Annotated in this window: 18 protein-coding genes; 14 read left to right on the top strand and 4 right to left on the bottom strand. The window is 38.2% G+C overall.

Going from position 1 to position 19,137, the window contains the following annotated elements:
* Positions 1-16: 16 nt before the first annotated feature.
* The 7 genes from xylA to DCE79_RS14560 all read left to right on the top strand — a co-directional run bounded on the left by xylA (position 17) and on the right by DCE79_RS14560 (position 9,118).
* Positions 17-1,336 (top strand): xylose isomerase, encoded by a 1,320-nt coding sequence (gene xylA / locus DCE79_RS14590; protein WP_108713728.1) that lies wholly within the window; start codon positions 17-19, stop codon positions 1,334-1,336.
* Between the two features lie 89 nt (positions 1,337-1,425).
* Positions 1,426-2,922 carry a xylulokinase gene (gene xylB / locus DCE79_RS14585; protein WP_108713727.1) on the top strand — a complete coding sequence of 499 codons (1,497 nt, stop codon included), beginning with the start codon at positions 1,426-1,428 and terminating at the stop codon, positions 2,920-2,922.
* A 12-nt stretch (positions 2,923-2,934) separates the two neighbouring features.
* A complete protein-coding gene (locus DCE79_RS14580; protein WP_108713726.1) occupies positions 2,935-3,909 on the top strand; it encodes a Gfo/Idh/MocA family protein in 975 nt (324 codons plus the stop codon).
* Positions 3,910-3,912: 3 nt separating this feature from the next.
* Complete coding sequence (locus DCE79_RS14575; protein ID WP_108713725.1) at positions 3,913-4,956, top strand: aldose epimerase family protein; 1,044 nt, start codon at positions 3,913-3,915, stop codon at positions 4,954-4,956.
* Positions 4,957-5,175: 219 nt separating this feature from the next.
* On the top strand, positions 5,176-7,038 hold the full coding sequence (locus DCE79_RS14570) for a spore germination protein (protein ID WP_234417272.1): 1,863 nt from the start codon (positions 5,176-5,178) through the stop codon (positions 7,036-7,038).
* Positions 7,035-8,081: a GerAB/ArcD/ProY family transporter gene (locus DCE79_RS14565; RefSeq protein ID WP_108713724.1), complete on the top strand. Its 1,047-nt coding sequence runs from the start codon at positions 7,035-7,037 to the stop codon at positions 8,079-8,081. Before DCE79_RS14570 ends, DCE79_RS14565 begins: the two co-directional genes overlap by 4 nt.
* Positions 8,081-9,118, top strand: coding sequence for a Ger(x)C family spore germination protein (locus DCE79_RS14560; RefSeq protein WP_108713723.1), 1,038 nt, complete (start codon positions 8,081-8,083; stop codon positions 9,116-9,118). Before DCE79_RS14565 ends, DCE79_RS14560 begins: the two co-directional genes overlap by 1 nt.
* A gap of 86 nt (positions 9,119-9,204) precedes the next feature.
* On the opposite strand, the gene DCE79_RS14555 is transcribed toward DCE79_RS14560, so the two are convergent.
* Entirely contained in the window at positions 9,205-9,963 is a 759-nt protein-coding gene (locus DCE79_RS14555) for an SDR family oxidoreductase (protein ID WP_108713722.1), read from the bottom strand.
* Between the two features lie 148 nt (positions 9,964-10,111).
* Here DCE79_RS14555 and DCE79_RS14550 point away from each other — a divergent pair, with 148 nt between their 5' ends.
* Both DCE79_RS14550 and DCE79_RS14545 read left to right on the top strand, forming a co-directional pair.
* On the top strand, positions 10,112-10,675 hold the full coding sequence (locus tag DCE79_RS14550) for a TetR/AcrR family transcriptional regulator (RefSeq protein ID WP_108713721.1): 564 nt from the start codon (positions 10,112-10,114) through the stop codon (positions 10,673-10,675).
* Between the two features lie 235 nt (positions 10,676-10,910).
* Positions 10,911-12,596 (top strand): methyl-accepting chemotaxis protein, encoded by a 1,686-nt coding sequence (locus DCE79_RS14545; protein WP_108713720.1) that lies wholly within the window; start codon positions 10,911-10,913, stop codon positions 12,594-12,596.
* An 84-nt stretch (positions 12,597-12,680) separates the two neighbouring features.
* On the opposite strand, the gene DCE79_RS14540 is transcribed toward DCE79_RS14545, so the two are convergent.
* From DCE79_RS14540 to DCE79_RS14530, 3 genes are all read right to left on the bottom strand, one after another.
* Positions 12,681-13,175: a CarD family transcriptional regulator gene (locus tag DCE79_RS14540; protein WP_108713719.1), complete on the bottom strand. Its 495-nt coding sequence runs from the start codon at positions 13,173-13,175 to the stop codon at positions 12,681-12,683.
* A 254-nt stretch (positions 13,176-13,429) separates the two neighbouring features.
* Positions 13,430-14,407: an alpha/beta hydrolase gene (locus tag DCE79_RS14535; protein WP_159083114.1), complete on the bottom strand. Its 978-nt coding sequence runs from the start codon at positions 14,405-14,407 to the stop codon at positions 13,430-13,432.
* 126 nt (positions 14,408-14,533) lie between these two features.
* Positions 14,534-14,953 carry a hypothetical protein gene (locus DCE79_RS14530; protein ID WP_108713717.1) on the bottom strand — a complete coding sequence of 140 codons (420 nt, stop codon included), beginning with the start codon at positions 14,951-14,953 and terminating at the stop codon, positions 14,534-14,536.
* 193 nt (positions 14,954-15,146) lie between these two features.
* On the opposite strand from DCE79_RS14530, the gene DCE79_RS14525 reads away from it, so the two are divergent.
* From DCE79_RS14525 to DCE79_RS14505, 5 genes are all read left to right on the top strand, one after another.
* Entirely contained in the window at positions 15,147-15,554 is a 408-nt protein-coding gene (locus DCE79_RS14525; RefSeq protein WP_108713716.1) for a pyridoxamine 5'-phosphate oxidase family protein, read from the top strand.
* A gap of 12 nt (positions 15,555-15,566) precedes the next feature.
* Positions 15,567-15,971 (top strand): pyridoxamine 5'-phosphate oxidase family protein, encoded by a 405-nt coding sequence (locus DCE79_RS14520; protein WP_108713715.1) that lies wholly within the window; start codon positions 15,567-15,569, stop codon positions 15,969-15,971.
* A 606-nt stretch (positions 15,972-16,577) separates the two neighbouring features.
* Positions 16,578-17,135 carry a helix-turn-helix domain-containing protein gene (locus DCE79_RS14515; protein ID WP_108712468.1) on the top strand — a complete coding sequence of 186 codons (558 nt, stop codon included), beginning with the start codon at positions 16,578-16,580 and terminating at the stop codon, positions 17,133-17,135.
* Positions 17,075-17,962: an IS3 family transposase gene (locus tag DCE79_RS14510; protein WP_108711351.1), complete on the top strand. Its 888-nt coding sequence runs from the start codon at positions 17,075-17,077 to the stop codon at positions 17,960-17,962. Before DCE79_RS14515 ends, DCE79_RS14510 begins: the two co-directional genes overlap by 61 nt.
* Before the next feature lie 252 nt (positions 17,963-18,214).
* On the top strand, positions 18,215-19,036 hold the full coding sequence (locus DCE79_RS14505; RefSeq protein WP_108713713.1) for a methyl-accepting chemotaxis protein: 822 nt from the start codon (positions 18,215-18,217) through the stop codon (positions 19,034-19,036).
* The last annotated feature ends 101 nt before the right edge of the window (positions 19,037-19,137 follow it).

Raw genomic sequence — 19,137 nt, 5'->3', positions numbered from 1 at the left:
AGGGGGTTTTTTGAAAATGGCGTACTTTAAAGATATTTCAACAATTCAATATGAAGGTTCTCAATCTAATAATGGCTTAGCATTTAAATATTATAATCCACAGGAAAAAGTCGGCGACAAAACGATGGAGGAGATTTTACGTTTTGGTGTTGCGTATTGGCATACATTTACATATGATGGTGGCGATCCATTCGGTGCCGGAAATATGCAACGTTCTTGGAACAACTATTCAGCTATGGATTTAGCTAAAGCACGAGTGGAGGCTTCTTTTGAGTTTTATGAAAAGTTAAATGCTCCTTTCTTCTGCTTCCACGACGTAGACGTAGCGCCAGAAGGTTCAACTTTAACGGAGACAAATAAAAACTTAGACATCATAGTAGATGAAATTGAAAGTCATTTAAAAACATCTAAAACAAAGCTATTATGGAACACAGCAAATATGTTCTCAAATCCACGTTTTGTACACGGTGCAGCAACTTCACCAAATGCAGATGTGTTTGCATATTCCGCTGCTAAGGTGAAAAAGGGCTTAGAGGTGGCGAAGCGTTTAAATGCTGAGAACTATGTTTTCTGGGGCGGTCGCGAAGGCTATGAGACTTTATTGAATACGAATATGAAGCTAGAGCAGGATAACTTAGCTCGCTTCTTCCACATGGCTGTTGATTATGCAAAGGAAATTGGCTATGAAGGTCAATTTTTAATCGAGCCAAAACCAAAAGAACCTACGAAGCATCAATATGATTTTGACGTAGCGACAGGTATTGGCTTCTTACGTACTTATGGTCTAGAAGATAAATTTAAATTTAACATCGAAGCAAATCACGCAACATTGGCTGGGCATACTTTCGAACATGAGCTGCACACGGCACGTATTAACGGTATGTTAGGTTCAGTTGACGCTAACCAAGGTGACACGTTACTCGGATGGGATACAGATGAGTTCCCAACAGATTTATATACGAATACATTAGCTATGTACGAAATTCTCAAAAATGGTGGCTTAGGAAAAGGTGGCTTAAACTTTGATGCGAAGGTGCGCCGTGGCTCATTTGAACAAGATGACCTATTCTATGCCCATATTGCTGGAATGGATTCATTTGCAATTGGCTTAAAGGTTGCCTATCAATTATTACAAGACCGTGTGTTAGAAGACTTTGTAGATAATCGATATGATAGTTACAATTCTGGCATTGGTCAAAAAATTGTTGAAGGTACGACGGATTTCAAAGAGCTTGAAGCGTATGCATTAGGGCTAACAGACATTCAAAATACATCGGGTCGCACGGAAAAATTACGAATGATTATCAACCAATATTTATTAAACACTTTAAAGTAATCGAGCTTTAAGGGACCTTTTTATAAAGGCTGTCTTATAAGGGTTCTCCTTGTAGGGCAGCTATTTTTAATCATAGGAGGCATTTTTAGATGAACTATGTTTTGGGAATTGATTTAGGGACGAGCGCGGTAAAAACCTGCTTAATGAATGAACTAGGTCACATTGTGGATGAGGCTTCATTTTCTTATAAACTGTACCATGAAAAGCCTGGCTATTCTGAGCAACAGCCAAACGATTGGGTAGTTGGTGTGACGCAAACGATTCAGGAAATTACGAGTCGATTTTCAGACGAAGTAGCGCAAATCATTGGTATTAGCTATTCAGGTCAGATGCATGGACTGGTGTTATTAGATGAAAATGGTAGCGTATTACGACCAGCAATTTTATGGAATGACACGCGTACAACAGCCCAATGTGCACAAATTATTAAACAAGTAGGCAAGGAAAAGTTATTATCAATTACGAAAAACCCAGCGTTAGAGGGTTTCACGCTACCAAAGTTGTTATGGGTAAAAGAGCATGAACCTGAAATTTTCAGGAAAGCGAAGCATTTTTTATTGCCAAAAGATTATGTACGTTACGTAATGACGAGCGAAATGCAAATGGAGCGTTCAGATGCTGCAGGAACATTGCTATTAAATATTGAAAAAAATGAATGGAGTGCTGAGATTGCTGAAGCAGTAGGCATTGATGTAGCCATTTGCCCACCCCTAATCGATGCTACGACAGAGGTAGGGCCAATTACAGCACAATTTGCTGCGGAAACAGGGCTTCACCCTAACACGAAAGTATACGGTGGTGGCGCGGATAATGCTTGTGGAGCTGTTGGGTCAGGCATCGTAAAGTCTGGAAAATCCATGGTGAGCATTGGCACATCAGGCGTTTTATTGTCTTATGAGGAAGTATCGGATAAAGACTTTGATGGAAAGGTGCATTACTTTAACCACGCTGTGACAGACGCCTACTATACGATGGGCGTAACACTGTCAGCAGGGCATTCTTTAAGTTGGTTTAAGGATACTTTTGCGAAGGATTGTTCTTTTGATGAATTACTACAAGGAGCAGAAGCAATTCGAGCGGGTAGCAATGGGCTTCTCTATACGCCTTATTTGGTAGGGGAACGTACGCCATATGCGGATAGTAACATTCGTGCAAGTTTTATCGGTATGGACACAGCACATACACCAGCACATTTCGCCAAAGCTGTGTTAGAAGGCATTACGTTCTCCTTACGTGATACGCTAGAAATTTTCCGTGCCTCAGGTAAAGAAATTAACGAAATTATTTCAATCGGTGGCGGTGCAAAAAATCCAATATGGCTCCAAATGCAGGCAGATATTTTTAATACCACAATTTATAAATTACAAAATGAACAAGGGCCAAGCATCGGGGCTTGTATGATTGCCCTTGTTGGCTCAGGATTGGTTGCTTCCTTTGAAGAGGCGGTTGAAAAATGTGTAGCAATCGACGGAAAGTTTGAGCCGATTGACGAGAATGTAAAAGTTTACGATGAAGTTTATAAAGTTTACACGCAAATTTATGCACAAACAAAATCATTAAATGATGCTCTGCAATCATTTCGTTAGGAGGAATCGTAGATGAAAAAGGTGAAATGGGGAATTCTTAGCACGGCTGACATTGCACAAACGCAAGTAATTCCAGCGATTCAACGCGCTGACAATGCCGAGGTGGTAGCGATTGCGAGCCGAGGTGCGAAGGTGCATGACGTTGCGCAAGTATTAAATATTCCACATGCTTATGAAAGTTATGACGAGCTTCTACAAGATCCAGAGGTGGAGGTCATTTATATTCCGCTACCAAATGATATGCATAAAGAGTGGTCCATTAAAGCGGCTGAAGCTGGAAAGCATGTTTTATGTGAAAAGCCAGTTGTACTGCTAGAAGAGGATCTTGAGGACATTATCGCAGCTTTTTCGAAACACAACAAAGGCTTTATGGAAGCGTTTATGTATCAGTTTCATCCACAGCATCAGCGCGTGAAGGAGATCTTAACGAGTGGAGAAATTGGTGAAGTTAAGCTATACAAATCGAGTCATTCCTTTTATTTTGAACAACGTGAAGGTAATATTCGCATGGATGCAAGTAAAGGTGGCGGCGCATTATGGGATGTAGGCTGCTATTCATTGCATGCCCTACAGTATTTCTTAGAAGAGCAAGTTTTATCGATGTCATTTAAGGCGAATTTTGATGAGACAACAGGTGTTGATGTAACGGCCTGTGGCATTATTATGTTTGAAAATGATGTAATGGCAATAATCGATTGTAGTTTTGATATGACGGGACGCAATGAGTACGAAATTGTTGGAACCAAGGGGACGGTTAAGGTGAAAACAGCCTTTCGACCAGATGTCTACAGTGGAGATGCACAAATTATTGTGACAACAGGTACAACTGAAAGAGTTGAGCATATTCAAGGAGATATTTATAAGCTAGAAGTTGAATATTTTTCGGATAAAGTATTAGATGGCTCTTCATTTGAAGAACAGCATAAAGCTTCACGAAAAACGACGAAATTACTGTTACAGGCATATGCTAGCTTGAAGGATGAATAATAAATGCTAAGACAAATAACACAAGCTTCTTTTGGTGAAATTGACGGCTTTGAAGTCATTGAAACGGTGATGCAAAATGCTAGTGGAATGCGTTTTGCAAGCTGTACGTACGGCGCGACGATAACCGAAATTGCAGTACCTAATCGAGAGGGATTAATCGAGAATGTGGTGTGTAGCTTTAATCAAGTGAAGGATTACAAGCAAAATCCACAATTTTTCGGTTCAACAATTGGCCCCTTTGCTGGTCGCCTTGAAAATAGCGAAATTGTTATTGATGGCAAGACACTTCAATTAAAGCCAAATGAGGGGAAGCATCTATTACATGGTGGTAGCAAGGGATTCCATAATGCGCTGTGGACGGTGGAAACGATTGAACGGCCGGACAGTTTAACTACGAAGTATACGTTAACTTATAACGAAGAGTTTCCAGGTATCATTCAGATGGAGGTTTCTTTTACACTACTAGAAACAAATGAAGTAGTAGTTACCTATAAAGGGAGCAGTAGTGAGGATACGTTTTTAAATTGTACCAATCATAGCTATTTTAATTTATCGGGTAATTTAAAGCATCCCATTCATCAGCACACGCTCCAATTTGAAGCGCAAAGCTATATACCGATTGATGAGCAGGGTTTACCGCTTGGAGAGCCTATTGCTGTGGCTGGGACATGCTTTGATTTTTCGGCGGGTTCAATATTACAGGAGATACTTGAACAAAATGACCCGCAGATTCAACTAGCAAGTGGTGGACTGGATCATCCGTTTTTATTGAATAAGGGGAAGATTGTTTTGGCGGATGAAGAAAGTGGAAGAAGGCTATCTATTGTAACGCAAGAACCTGCAGTCGTTATCTATACGGGCAATAAAATGGGTAAGGGCTACCAGTTTAAAAATGCACCTGCTCAAAACTTTTTAGGTATTTGTATAGAGGAACAAAACGTGCCAAACAGCATAAAGTATCCACATTACCCAAGCTCGTTTTTGGCGAAGGGGAAGCTATATCAAAAAAAGACATATTATAAGTTTGAGGTTGTAGGTGTGACGTAACGGTTTTGGTGATAAAAGCCCAATAGTTGACCAGCTTTAGGCAAGACAAAAACATATGGACGAAATGACAATAATCCTCACGAACCCGTTTCTTCTGAAGCGGGTTTTTTGTATGGTTTAACCCTACTATCCTCCTGACCAAACGAGCTATCCAAAAATATACCAAAATGAATAATCAACCCAAAATTACCCTATACTTCATCAAAAAGGGGGGCCGCCATGAAACAACCTACAGAAATACAGAAAGAGATTCAACAACTGAATAAAAAATTTCTTCATTCTTCAGATTTCATAGCGAAAGAAATTGCTTGGGGCCCAGATGAGCAGGCAATTTTGTGTTTTTATTCGTCGCTTGTGAAAAAAAGTGATGTGGAGCGCAATCTTCATATACTAAGACTCGCACGAAATATGCCAACACCCCCAAACTCAAATTCAGAACAAGAAGATACCAATGAGCAAAAAGGTGAGCAACCCGAATCCAATCAACAGGACAAGGATTCCAAGCAACCCGAGTCCAATCAACAGGACAAAGATTCCAAGGAACCCGAATCAAATCAACAAGACAAAGATTCCAAGGAACCCGAATCAAATCAACAAGACAAGGATTCCAAGGAACCCGAATCAAATCAACAAGACAAGGATTCCAAGGAACCCGAATCAAATCAACAAGACAAGGATTCCAAGGAACCCGAATCCAAACAACAAGACAAAGATTCCAAGGAACCCGATTCCAATCAACAAAACAAAGATTCCAAGGAACCCGAGTCCAATCAACAGGACAAAGATTCCAAGGAACCCGAATCCAATGTACAAGACAAGGATTCCACCCAAACCGAGTCAGCAAATCTATCAACACTGATGATGGATGATTCTGTCACGATTACTACTGAATCCTATGACTATAAAAAGTTAATACAATATATCTGTAATGGCGAAACACTTATTATATTGTCCAAAACGAAAGAACTCATAAGGTTGAATAGTCCAGATTTTGTGCACCGTACACCAGAAGAACCTGGAAATGAACAAGTATTACGTGGCTCGCACGAAGGGCTTGTTGAGAACTTTGATGCGAACGTGTCGCTTATCCGAAAACGCATTAAAAATAATAAACTGGTTGTTAAAGAGACTACCCTTGGCAAGGTGACAAAAACACATGCCTACTATTTGTATATGGAAAACCTTGTAGATAGAGAAGCACTGAAAACGGTAGAGGAGCGTCTACAAGCAATCAATATAGATAAGTTTTATAGTGTAGGTCAGCTTAGTGATTGTTTAGAAGATCAAGTGTGGTCCCCGTTCCCACAACTTTTGAATACGGAGCGACCAGACCGCGTTGTAGCTAATATTCTAGAAGGTAAAATTGCCATCATGACGGATGTATCGCCGACAGCGCTCATAGGACCAGTGACGTTTTTTACATTTTATCAATCGCCGGATGATTTTAATGCACGTGTGTTAGTCGGCTCATTTTATCGCATTGTGCGGATATTAAGTTTTTTAGCTGCGATCTTTTTACCTGCGTTTTATATTGCCATTGTCAGTTTTCATTTTGAAGTGTTACCGCTCGAATTGGCCAATAAGGTAAAGATGGATATCAATCAAATTCCGTATCGACCACTTATAGAAGCATTGATTATGGAAATTACGATTGAACTGATTCGTGAGGCCAGTGTGCGTCTACCTAAATCGATAGGACAGACGATCGGTATTGTCGGAGGACTTGTTATTGGGGATGCAATTGTAAGTGCGGGACTTGTATCAAATTTAATGGTCATTGTCGTAGCATTTACAGCGATTTCAAGTTTCGTTGTCCCATCTGTTGAACTCAATACATCGATTCGCATGTTACGCTTTCCGTTTATGGCACTGGCTGCACTGTTCGGGTTTTTTGGAATTGTTATTGGGACGTTCCTTTTTGTTACTCATTTATTGAATTTAAGTTCATTAAAACGGCCTTATTTTTCACCAATTGTTCCATTTCAGCCAAAAGAGCTGAAAAAAATATTTTTCCGTGAACCTTATTACAAAGCGAATAAACAAGTTACGAGTTTTTCGCCGCCAAAGGATGACGAAGCGTGAAAATCCAATTAACGAAAGTACAATTATTCATGTTAATGTTCGTTATGCAAACTGGATTTGTGTATACGTCTTTTCAAAATTTAATTATTGAGCATGGCAGACGCGACGCTTCGATTCAATTTATCATTATTGCCATCTTGTTTTTTTTACTATTATTGTTTTTCGAACGAATGCACAAATACTTCCTATTAAACCGCTTTACGAAAGCACTCTATCTAATATATTGGTTTGCTTATATTATTGTTTTCGTTATCTATATTACGTATGTGTTAACGACTTGGGTGTTTCCAAATACACCAGATATCGTGCTAATCGCCATTTTTCTATTCGTGTGCTTTTACGCGAGTGTTAGTAGACCTGAAACGGCTGTTAATATTGGGGTCGTTTTACTTCCGATGCTTGTCCTGTTTATCATTTTTATGCTTTTGGCGATCCCTAACTTACATGTTACAAATTTACTACCGTTATTTCATGATCGAAGCAATACGTGGATGCTGGGGTTCGTTTATTCAACATATGCATTTGGCGGTGCGGAAACATATGTCATGCTGCGCAAATATGTATTAAAGGATGAAAAGATAAATAAGAAGGTATTGACAGCGTATTGGGTCAGCCTGACAAGTTTTTATTTATTGGCACTTCTATTTACACTCATGTTTTTTTCACTCGAAGAAATCAAATTGATTCCTGAACCAATTTTGTATATATTACATTCGCAAGAAGTTACCTTTGTAAAGCGCCTTGATTTGTTTTTTAGTTATATTTGGTTATCTTGGTCGTTGGTAGCTATTGTCAATTATGCACTCGTAATGCGTCTCATCTATTTTGAAAAAAAGCGAAAAGCACCTAGACTACAGCAACTCATTTTTTTCATTGTCATTGGCGTGGCTGCAACCATTCTTACTCGTTTTGAAGTACTTGATTTTTTAAAGCATTATGTTGTATATGCCAATCTCATATTTACCGTTTTACTACCAATTATTATTATACTAGTAAATAAAATAAGGGGGCGAACTGTATCCGAATCCGATATGTCATCTTAATGTTAGTGCCACTATTACTAGTAGGTTGTTGGGATGAGCGGCTTTATAAAAATTCATCTGTAGTATCATTAACTGGCTTTGAAGGGGAAATCGGCGATGTCACTGCGTACTATGCCTATCCACAAGCAACAACAGAGGAAATGAAGATGATTGTAATTGTTGGACAAGGTATGTCGCCACGTGATGTACGACAGAATGCAGATCTAAAAGTAGAGCAAATATTGGATTTATCGGAACTGTCTACAGTACTTATTTCCGAAAAAACCGCAAAAGATGATATTTATGAGTATTTGGATGTATATTTTCGTGATTCGTTCAACCCCATTACACCAAAACTAGCCATTATACAAGGAGATTTGAAGCCGTTCTTTGATTTTACAGAGGAAATGCAAAGTTCTACAGGTGAGTTTTATAATCGCTTTATTACAAGTTTGGAAGAAAATTCGATGGTCATTCCCTACACGTTGCAAACTGCGGGATCGCTTCTTTTTGAACAAGCACAGGATTTATCATTACCTTATATCAAAATGGATGAGGAAGATCGACCAATTGGTAATGGTGTAGCATTGTTTTCAGGTCGCTCTTTTACAGGTGAGACCTTAAGTGCAGATCAAGGAGTTCTACTTAATATTTTAAATAAGTCGCTTGGTCATGTCGCACGTATTACTACTTTGTATGAAGGAAGTCCGTTTTCAGTCCGTATTAATAAAGTAAAGAGAAATTTTACTATTTCAGAAAGTGAAATTGAAATCGCACTGAAAATTGAAGTTGTCGTCACTGAATTTCCGCAAGACCATTTGAAAGAAAAGCAAATTCGAACGGATCTTGAACAATTTCTCACTAAAAAAATGGAAAAAGATATGAATGAAGTAATAGAAAAGTTACAAAAGGCAAAAAGTGACGCCATTGGACTTGGTAGAAGAGTCCGTGCATTTCATCCTAGTCTGTATAAAGAAGATTGGAGCGAACATTTTTCTACATTAAAAATTCCAGTCAAAGTAGAAGTTGAAATTGTGAAATCGGGGATACTGTATTAAAGGGACCTTTCAATGGGGTTTACTGTTTAAAAAACGGACAAGATCAATGAAGATCTTGTCCGTAGTCATGTCTAAGTAAGTGACGCTTAGTATGCAGTCCAACCAGCATCAGCGGCGATAACTTGTCCGTTGATGAAGCTTGAATCGTCTGAACCTAAGAATAATGCAAGTTGTGCAATTTCCATAGGTTCACCAGCGCGAGGCATTGTTCCTAAGCCAGTTCCTTGGCGACCAGCGCCAAATTCAGAAACATCAGTCATTGAAGATTGGATGTTTGTCATTACTCCACCTGGTGCGATACCGTTGCAACGAATACCAGAGTTTGTATACATATAACCAGTGTTTTTAGTTAACCCAGCTACTGCATGTTTAGAAGCTGTGTAAGCAGCACCAGCACGAGCACCACGTAAACCTCCAGCAGAAATGTTATTCACAATTACACCGTGACCTTGTTCAAGGAAGATGTTTGTCGCGATACGCATCGCTTGCATAACACCACGTGTGTTTACTGAGAATACGCGATCCCATTTTTCGTCTGAGATTTCACCAACTGGCTCCATGCCATCCATGATACCAGCGTTGTTTACTAAAATATCTAATTTACCGAAAGCTGTTTTTGTTTCTACAAACATGTTTTCGATATCTGTTAATTCTGCTACGTTAGCGCGGTTAGCGATTGCTTCGCCACCAGCTGCTTTAATTGCATCTGCTACTACTTGAGCACCTTCAAAGTTGTAATCTGAAACAACAACTTTTGCGCCTTCTTTTGCATAAAGTTCAGCGATTGCTTTACCCATGCCAGAAGCTGCACCAGTTACGATTGCTACTTTACCTTGTAATTTCATTAATGTTCATCCTCCTGAAATACAATTATTGTACATCTGTACGATAAAATTATAATATAAACAATAAAGCGCTTTCAATAAGCAAAATAGGTTCAAATTGTACGATATTAAACGTTTTTGATAAAAATGTTCAATAAAGGAGGCACTTATGAATAAAAATGATCTTCGCATTGTAAAAACAAAACAAACGATACATAAAGCACTATTATTCTTGTTGAAAAAAAAGCCAGTACCTCAAATAAAAATTACGGAACTATGTAAAGAAGCGTCAATAAATCGAGGCACCTTTTACTTTCATTATCAAAATGTTGACGATGTGCTACAAGAGTTATTTGAAGAAATTATGCACGACCTACAAGTTTCCTATGACGAACCGTTTAAAAAGGGATTTGATATTAACGGAATAGACTTAAATCCAAATTCCGTGAGAATATTTGATCATGTGAAGAAGTATGAAAATTTTTATAAAATTGTGCTGTCTGAAGATGTGTCGATGAAATATTATTACATGCTTTTTAATGAGATTTGTAAACTCATAGCTGAGTCTGATTATGGTGAAAATGATGTGCATCTTAATAAGTATTTCCATTCCTATAATGCCAATGCAATTATTGGGCTGCTCATCCAGTGGTACTTAAATGACTTTAAAGATTCAGTGGATGATATGAATAATCAGCTTGTAAAAGTTGTGACATTTAAAATGAAGTTATAGTATCACAAAATAATGGAAGGGAACATGCCGAGGAGATTATAACCTCGGCATATTTTTTAGAAACGATTAAAATTCCATTTGTACGGGCTTCGAAATGACCTCGATAGAGAAATGTTCATTAAAAATAAAATATTTACAAATTCGACACCAAATTAGTAACTTCGACAAATAGTAATTTTAGTAAACTGTGATAAAATTTTTTATATATAGGAAAATTTTTTAGGGGGTTATGAAAATGAAAGTTGGTTTTAAATTAAATCTCGCTTTTTATTCAATTATTGCTGTTATGATTTTGACAGCGATTATCGTATTTATAAATTTAAATACAATTGAAAACAAGCAAGAAGAAGCGTTAAATAATCGAGTAGTACAAATTCGTTTAGTAGATGATATTCGTTTTAATTTATCGATGCAAGGATTATATGCACGTGAGTTAATTATTGAAAATAGTAAAGAAAATCAAGACAATTTAATAAATTATGCAAAAGATTTAGATGAAGATATCAATACTCTAAATTCAATGAGTGTTTCAAAAGAAATGACACAATATGAAGATGAAATTAGTGCCTTTAATGAATCATTTAATACAGGAATGAATAAATTCCTCGATTCTTTAAAACGCAATAATACGCAAGAAAGTATAACGATTTTAAAAAATGATATAAAAGAAGCGAATGTTGGAATTTTAGGTGTTGCCAACAAAATGATTGAGTATCAAGAGGCCCAATTAAAAAGTATAGAAAAGGAAACAGCCTCATCGATCTCAACATCAAAAATAACTTCGATAATTAGTGTCATCATTAGTGTAATTATCGGCTTTATTTTAATTGTCTTCGTTAAACGTACAATTGTTAATCCTCTAAGCAAATTGATGATTGCAGCAGAACATATTGCAGAAGGCGATTTAGTACATGAAGATGTTCAAGTTCGTTCAAAAGATGAAATTGGTCAATTAGGTATGATTTTCAATAAGATGAAACAAAATTTACAGCAATTGATTAAATCTGTACAAGATAATTCGCAGCAATTAACTGGGGCAGCAGAGGAATTATCAGCAAGTACAGAAGAAATTACAGCGACGACAGAAGATGTAACGCGTCAACTTGAAACAACGTCTTATGCAGCTCAAAGTTCAGCTGAATCAGCAAGTGAAAGTGCACGTGCGATGGAAGAAACGGCTCACGGGGTACAACGCATTGCAGAAGCATCACAAGTACTGCATAACTCATCGATTGATGCGAGTACTACAGCATCAAAAGGTAAAGATATTATTGATAGTGCAAAAGTTCAAATGACGACGATTAATGATTCAACAGGGATCGTCAATGAGCTGGTACAAAAGCTATCCAAACAAACAATCGAAATTGAAAATATGACAAAAGTGATTACCGATATTACGGAACAAACCAACTTGCTGTCATTAAACGCAGCAATCGAGGCAGCTCGTGCAGGGGAACATGGTAAAGGATTCGCCGTTGTAGCAGACGAGGTTCGAAAACTCGCGGAAAGCTCAAAACAATCAGCAAACTCGATTGTCGAATTAACAATGGAAATTCAAAAAGATACGACCAATGTAGAACATGCCGTATCGGATGCCATTAACTCTGTAAAAGATGGAGTTAAAATTATTACAAATGCGGGTGAATCATTTACTGAAATCGTAGGTGCAGTAGATACGATGACGACACAAATTGAAGAAATTTCAGCTACAGCAGAGCAGCTTTCTGCAAGTGCTGAAGAAGTTACAGCTTCAGTTGGAGAAATTGCAAATGGTGCAGATGCCGCTTCACAAAGTTTGGATTCAATCGCTGCTGCAATGGAAGAGCAATCGGCAACGATGCAAGAAGTGAGCGGAATCGCAACAGCACTAGTAGATAGCGCATCTCAATTACAGCAAGAGATTAGTAAATTTAGAGTATAAATAAAAAGAGTAGCACAACTTACTATGAGTTGTGCTACTCTTTTTTCTTGTTTTAAATCTATAGGCTAAGTTGCTACAGAGATATTATTTCTGAATTCTTTTACGAATTTCTTGCTCTATTTTATCTTTTGGTTTCTCTAATGCTAATTCCAAAACATCGTAAATGATAGCAGAAATTTGTTGCAAAGTTTGCGTATCTTGAGATGCTAACTTTTTATCATTTGACTGTAGTTCAAGTTCTTTTCTTAATAATGTATTCATCAACTGTGCAACCTCAAAATGATTATTTCCATTTAAAGTTTCTACTTGCACGCGATGACGATTCGTATTTTTTTCTTCCCAATCATTGGGCGGATTATTGAAACAATCCATTAATTGTACCGCTTCGTCATAATCTAATACGCGCTCCAATTGTGAGTTATCACTTTCAACTGGATGATATAAAGTTACACCTGGTTTAATTTTTGATTGCAACACATAATATAACTTTGGCTCTCCAGAAAAACTCTCTTCAGTAATTCGATCAATTTTACAAACACCATGTGATTTGTAAAATGTTAAGTCACCAACCTTGTACATTCACTACGCCCCCAAAACTTTTATACTTCTATTTTATTTTAAAAAATTTTTTCGGTCAACTAGGTTGATTCAAGATAGATTTAAATGTATGGGTGTAAGGGATTTTTGCAAAGGCTATTGGAATAAGGCTTTACCCATTAAAAAGCACCTATTTCTCAGGATTACCTAAGGCAAATAGATGCTTAAAAAAATTTTTTTAAGGAATGCATAGAGCGATTTCGCGTGCCCAAAATTTTATTTTAGAACAAGAATTTCTATTCCACAACTTCTCCGATAAACTTCACCACAGCATCAAATGTTTCAAAAGCTTCTGGTGTATTCATCATAAACTGATATTCATGCGGTAGTTCGTTGCCCTCATAAAATTTTTCTACGACAGGCACACCCAGTTCTTGTAATCGCGCAGCAAGTTCTTTACCATGTTCATCAAACGTCATGACATTACCATCCGTTATAAACGATGGTGGATAATCAAGTGTCACAAAATCGATTGGTGACGCGAGCCGAGCCGTTTCAGATGTTTGCCAGTTACGGTCTCCGATATAGCCCCAACCTACACGATTTAATAAAAAGGCCACGATTTTGTTGTCACTTAAGTGGCTCAATTTTTGAATGTCAAAAGGCCCGCAAAATAGAAGGAGCCCAGCTATGTTTTCTTTTGCTACAACAGGCGTGATTTTAATCTCTTTGGCATATGCTTCATTTGTTTGGATTAATGCGTACTGGCTCACGATTTGAGCACCAGCAGAATCTCCTGCAAATAACAGCTTTGTTATATCAAATTTGTAGCTTTCGGCATTTTCCATCACCCATTGATACACGTCGTTCAGCTGGAGTAAGGGTGTCGGGTATTTTGCCTTTGGGGCGAGGTCATAATTGATATTGACGACGTGATATCCTTTTTCGGCAATTTGCACCGCATATTCGGTAATGTCGGATTTATCGCCTGCAACGAAAGCCCCACCATGGACCCACAGAATAACAGGTAATGGGGTATCTACCGTTTTAGGTGAAATAACATCAAGTTCATTTGATGAAAAGCTTGATTTATAAATTATATGTTCCTGCTGGAAGGTGTTCGCTTTTATTTCAGCGTAGTTTTTAGGCTCAACAGCGACGCCACCTTCAAATAATTTCTTAATGACCGCAGAAGCGGGGTACGGCGTGAAAATAAGCAATACTAGTGAAAGAACTAGTATAAGTAAGATAGCAAAGCCTATGAATCTAAACAATATGTTCACCTCAAATAAGTATAGTAGTAGGAATAGGCTGTGATAAGTTCTACCATAAAAAGTAGCAATCTATTGTTATTATACCAATAGTTAGCACTCAACTATCAACTATCAAACACATAATCATTAAAAACATTGGAACGTCAGGATCGAGTCTCGATTGATCGTGCTAAACGTCCAGCCAAATCGTCCCCATCGGAAACCTAAAATAACATTTCTGGATACAAATGTTGGGAAGAACCAAAAGCTATTGCCGTTTCTTTGCCAAATAAAGGTGTTGCGGTAAATACAGCGACTAATTCCACTAGAACCTGTTTGTGAACCTGACATTGTCATTGCTGGTGAAAAGGCAGGGGGCGGTCCCGGTGGCATTGGGGTGTTTCCTCCCGGTTGCTGAGGATTATTCATTGGGGGCGCGCCTGGACTACCAAATGGTGGAGGATTCATTGGAAATGACCCTGGTCCATCAAATGATGGCGGGAAGAACGGATTAAATGGTTGTCCGTTTGGGCTCTCATCAAACGGATTAAACGGATATTGATTCAACAAGCATACCTTCTTTCGTTCGTAGTCATTTTAATTTATGTAAATAATGGGGAGACATAATAGGAATTAGCCTACAGTTTTCAACATGTTTTGTTTTACATGTCCATCTAAAGGGAAGAATACAAATAGAGCGAATGAACATTTCGCTAAACATGCTTGTTGATGGAATAGGACAATTTGAAGGAGTGGGAACATGGGGAACACGTCAAAAGAAATCGCACTGCAAATTTTGAATGAAAACAATATTGGTGTCATGGCAACAAATAATGGAGGCAGACCGAATTCTCGCTATATGACATTTTTATATGTTGAAAACAAACTGTACACCGTGGCAAAACAAGATTCTGCAGTCGTGAACGAGCTAAAAGAAAATGCATCAACTCATATTTTACTTGGCTATGAAAGTGACGGCTTACTTGAAACATTCTTAGAAATTGAAGGCAATGCTGTGACGACCCTACACGATATTGTGAAGCAACAACTATTAGAAAAGTACCCTGCAGCAAACGAAGAAGAATTCGTTGTTCTTCAAGTAACACCAATTCGAATGCGTATTATGAACAAAAATGGGAAAAACCAAGAAGAAGTTCATTTAATTTAAGGGGGAATCAATGTGGAGACAGTAAAAGAAAAAGTACTTTCGATTATCAATAAAAATAAAATTGGAACGATGGCGACACTTAACGGTCAGAAGCCATATGTTCGCTATATGACATTTACAAACGAGGAATTTGTGTTGTATACAACGACGACAGAGGAATCGCAAAAGGTAATGGATTTAGAAAAAAACCCGTACACGCATATATTACTCGGCTATACAAAGGAAGCTATGGATGCTCCTTATGTAGAGATTACGGCAAAGCTGACAGAGATTAAGGATGACACATTGAAACTGAAAATCGCCAATTTCTTCAAAGATATTTTTAACTCTGATGCAGATGAAATGATTACGCTACAACTAGATCCAATAACGATTAAATTAATGAACGATGGAGAGCCACAGGACTTACACTTTTAAATAACAAGGAGAAGTGAGGAGAATCCTTTATGCCTCAGTTCTCTTTTTTTTATGCGGCAATTTTATTAGAATTCATTAGAAGGTAATATTAAGGTTCATCACCATAAGTTGGGGATGACATAACTTTAGAATTCAAAGTGATTCCTTTTTAATCAAGTCCGTTCTGCTACGCTACGGGGGACGCTTTCCTGGGGGCGTGGCTCCATCTAACTTGTTACTTGCCTCTACGGCGGCAAGCAACAAGTGGATATTCCGCTCACGCTTAATCCCCAAGGAGTCGCCCCCTGCGCTTCGCGTCACTCTATTTTGGAATAAAAAATTTTTTCTAATAAGGTTTTTTAGATAAGGCTTATTCGATAAGTATCTTTTATAAAAGTTAAAATAGTTTATAGGAAATGGGTTAATCATAAATGAAACAATGGCATTCACTTTCATATCATTAATAAGATGTAATTCTGATTAATCCAGCCGCCTCGCGAAAGCGCAAGCGGCATTATCTGAAGCATTTAACCAGGTAAAAAGTACAACACTTTGTATTGGCGGGCCTTGCATGCGGGTACTGCACCCCAAAAGTTAGAGCTAAAAACGAACTTTTGGGGTGATGTTATGCCTAAGGCGAAGTATAGTGAAGAATTTAAATTAAAGGTCGTTCAGGAATATTTAAATGGCCCATATGGTTATCGATTAATTGCAAATAAATATGCACCACTTGTACCCTCACAAGTAAGACGTTGGGTAAGCGCCTATAAAGCATTTGGGCGAAATGGGTTAGCGGTGAAAAAGAAGGATCAAGTTTATTCTGTTCAATTCAAGTTAAATGTACTAAACTTTATGAAACAAACAGGTGCTTCTTTACAGGAGACAGCGATTCAATTTGACTTGAACGACCCTAATTTGGTCTCGAAATGGAAAGCTAAATTTTCAAAGGAAGGTATAGAAGGCCTGGAACGCGTGAAAGGATGGCCAACTATGCCTAAAAAAACAAATAAAACGAAACAAGAAATAATGTCACGCGAAGAACAGCTAGAACGAGAAGTGGAACTACTTCGTTTAGAGGTCGCTTATTTAAAAAAGTTGAGGGCTTTTCGGGAGAACCCAAAAACATTCCTCGAAAAGCACAAGCAACCATTGCCTTCGAGCTTAAAGAAGAAGGATTCCGATTAATCGATGTCTTAAAACAAGTAGCGATTCCAGAAGCAACGTACCATTATCACATCAAGCAACTCAAAAACGAGAACCCGGATGAAGCTTGGAAAGCCTTGATTTTAGAGACGTTTGAGAAACATGAAGGGCGATATGGTTACCGTCGGATTCATGCGGAATTAAAAGCACAAGGGTACATGGTTAATCACAAGAAAGTACAGCGCCTCATGCAGGAATTGAACTTGAAATGTGAGAAATTTGTACGCAAGTCACGCTATAAATCGTATAAAGGGACTGTTGGAAAAGTGGCTAAAAACCGTATGAATCGTCGCTTCAGTACACCACATGCCTTACAGAAAGTCGTAACGGACGTAACAGAGTTCAAGTGTACAAATGACGAAAAACTGTATTTAAGTCCGCTTATGGACTTATATAATGGAGAGATAATTGGATTTAGTATCTCAAAACGGCCGACACTAGAGTTCGTCATGGCATCACTGAAACAAGCGCTCCCAGTCCTACAGGATGGCGCAAACTATCGAATAACAATTCACTCTGATCAGGGCTGGCACTATCAACATAAGGCATGGGTACGCACGTTAAAGCAGAACAAGATTTTCCAAAGCATGTCTCGCAAAGCAACTTGTGCAGATAATGCGGCCATGGAAAACTTCTTTGGCTTATTGAAACAAGAAATGTATTACGGTGAGGAATTAACCTCTTATGAAGCGTTAAAGAAGAAAGTCGAAGACTATATCGATTACTATAATAACGAACGAATTAAACAGAAACTGGGTGGCATGAGCCCAGTAAAATACCGAACTCATGTCAACCAATTAGCTGCATAATAAAACTCTAACTTTAAGGGGTCACTACCGCGGCATTAAAGACAGTAGTATGGACACGTACCACGTGGCCATAATGCGGTCATGCCGTAGCCCGCCAATAGCTAGACAAAACGAATACAAATAAAAATCAACCCCATGTTACGGTGATTATCCAATATTAATCATAATTCACAAAATATACCAGTTATGAACGAGTAATATAGTGAATTTTTAGTATAATTAGGAGTACCTATACATAGAGGGGGAAACGTTATGCATCAAAAATTGCAAGCAGTTGTCGACACAATGGATATCTATCAAGCTACTTTTCCAGAAGATGCGTGTATCGTGGTTACGGATACGGAACAAGTAGTCGGTTATATGCCAGGGAAAAAAGTCGATTTGAAAATAAGTTTAGGGATGAAAGTTGAGAGTTTTAAAGGCACTGTTACAGTTAAAGCCCTTCATTCAAAAATGCCTGTTCGAGATGAAAAAGGGCCAGAACAGTTTGGTTTTGCTTATATTTCAACCGCGAAGCCAATTTTTGACGGTTCACAGTTTCTTGGCGTCGTCAGTGCAATTATTTCAAATGAAAAAATGGATGCGATGCGTCAACTAGCAGAAGAATTATCAAGCGCAGTGGAAGAAATGTCTGCAACCAATGCAGAATTGACAAAGGCAAGTTCTGATGTTTCCAATCGTTTAGAAGGCTTAGTACAATCAGCCGAAACCATGAATGGTGACATTCAGCAAATCAATCATATTGTCGGACTAGTAAAAGACATCGCATCTAAATCAAAAATCCTAGGATTGAATGCTTCGATTGAGGCGGCTCGTTCAGGGGAGCACGGTCGTGGATTTGCAGTCGTAGCAAATGAAATTCAAAAAATGGCTCAGGGAAGTACGGATAGTGCCAATAAAATCGCGACGCAACTTGAAAATATTCGTGAATCGATCCAATCCGTAACGGAAACATCCACACAAATCGCTGCGTTCACACAACAATTCGCCGTAAGTATGGGTGAATTAGACGGGGCCTATGCCAATATTAATGACAACGCAGCCAACCTATTAAATTTAAGTGAAGTGAGATAAAGTTGTTTATTTAAGAGCAAATGAAATATCCATTTGGCTACGTAACTTTGGGATTGCCTTTTGGATTGAATTATTAATCGCACAACCCATTGCCCGTTTTG

Source organism: Lysinibacillus sp. 2017 (assembly GCF_003073375.1).
Classification (GTDB): domain Bacteria; phylum Bacillota; class Bacilli; order Bacillales_A; family Planococcaceae; genus Solibacillus.
Note: the sequence above shows the minus strand (reverse complement) of the source record. Positions and strands in the feature narration are given on the sequence as shown.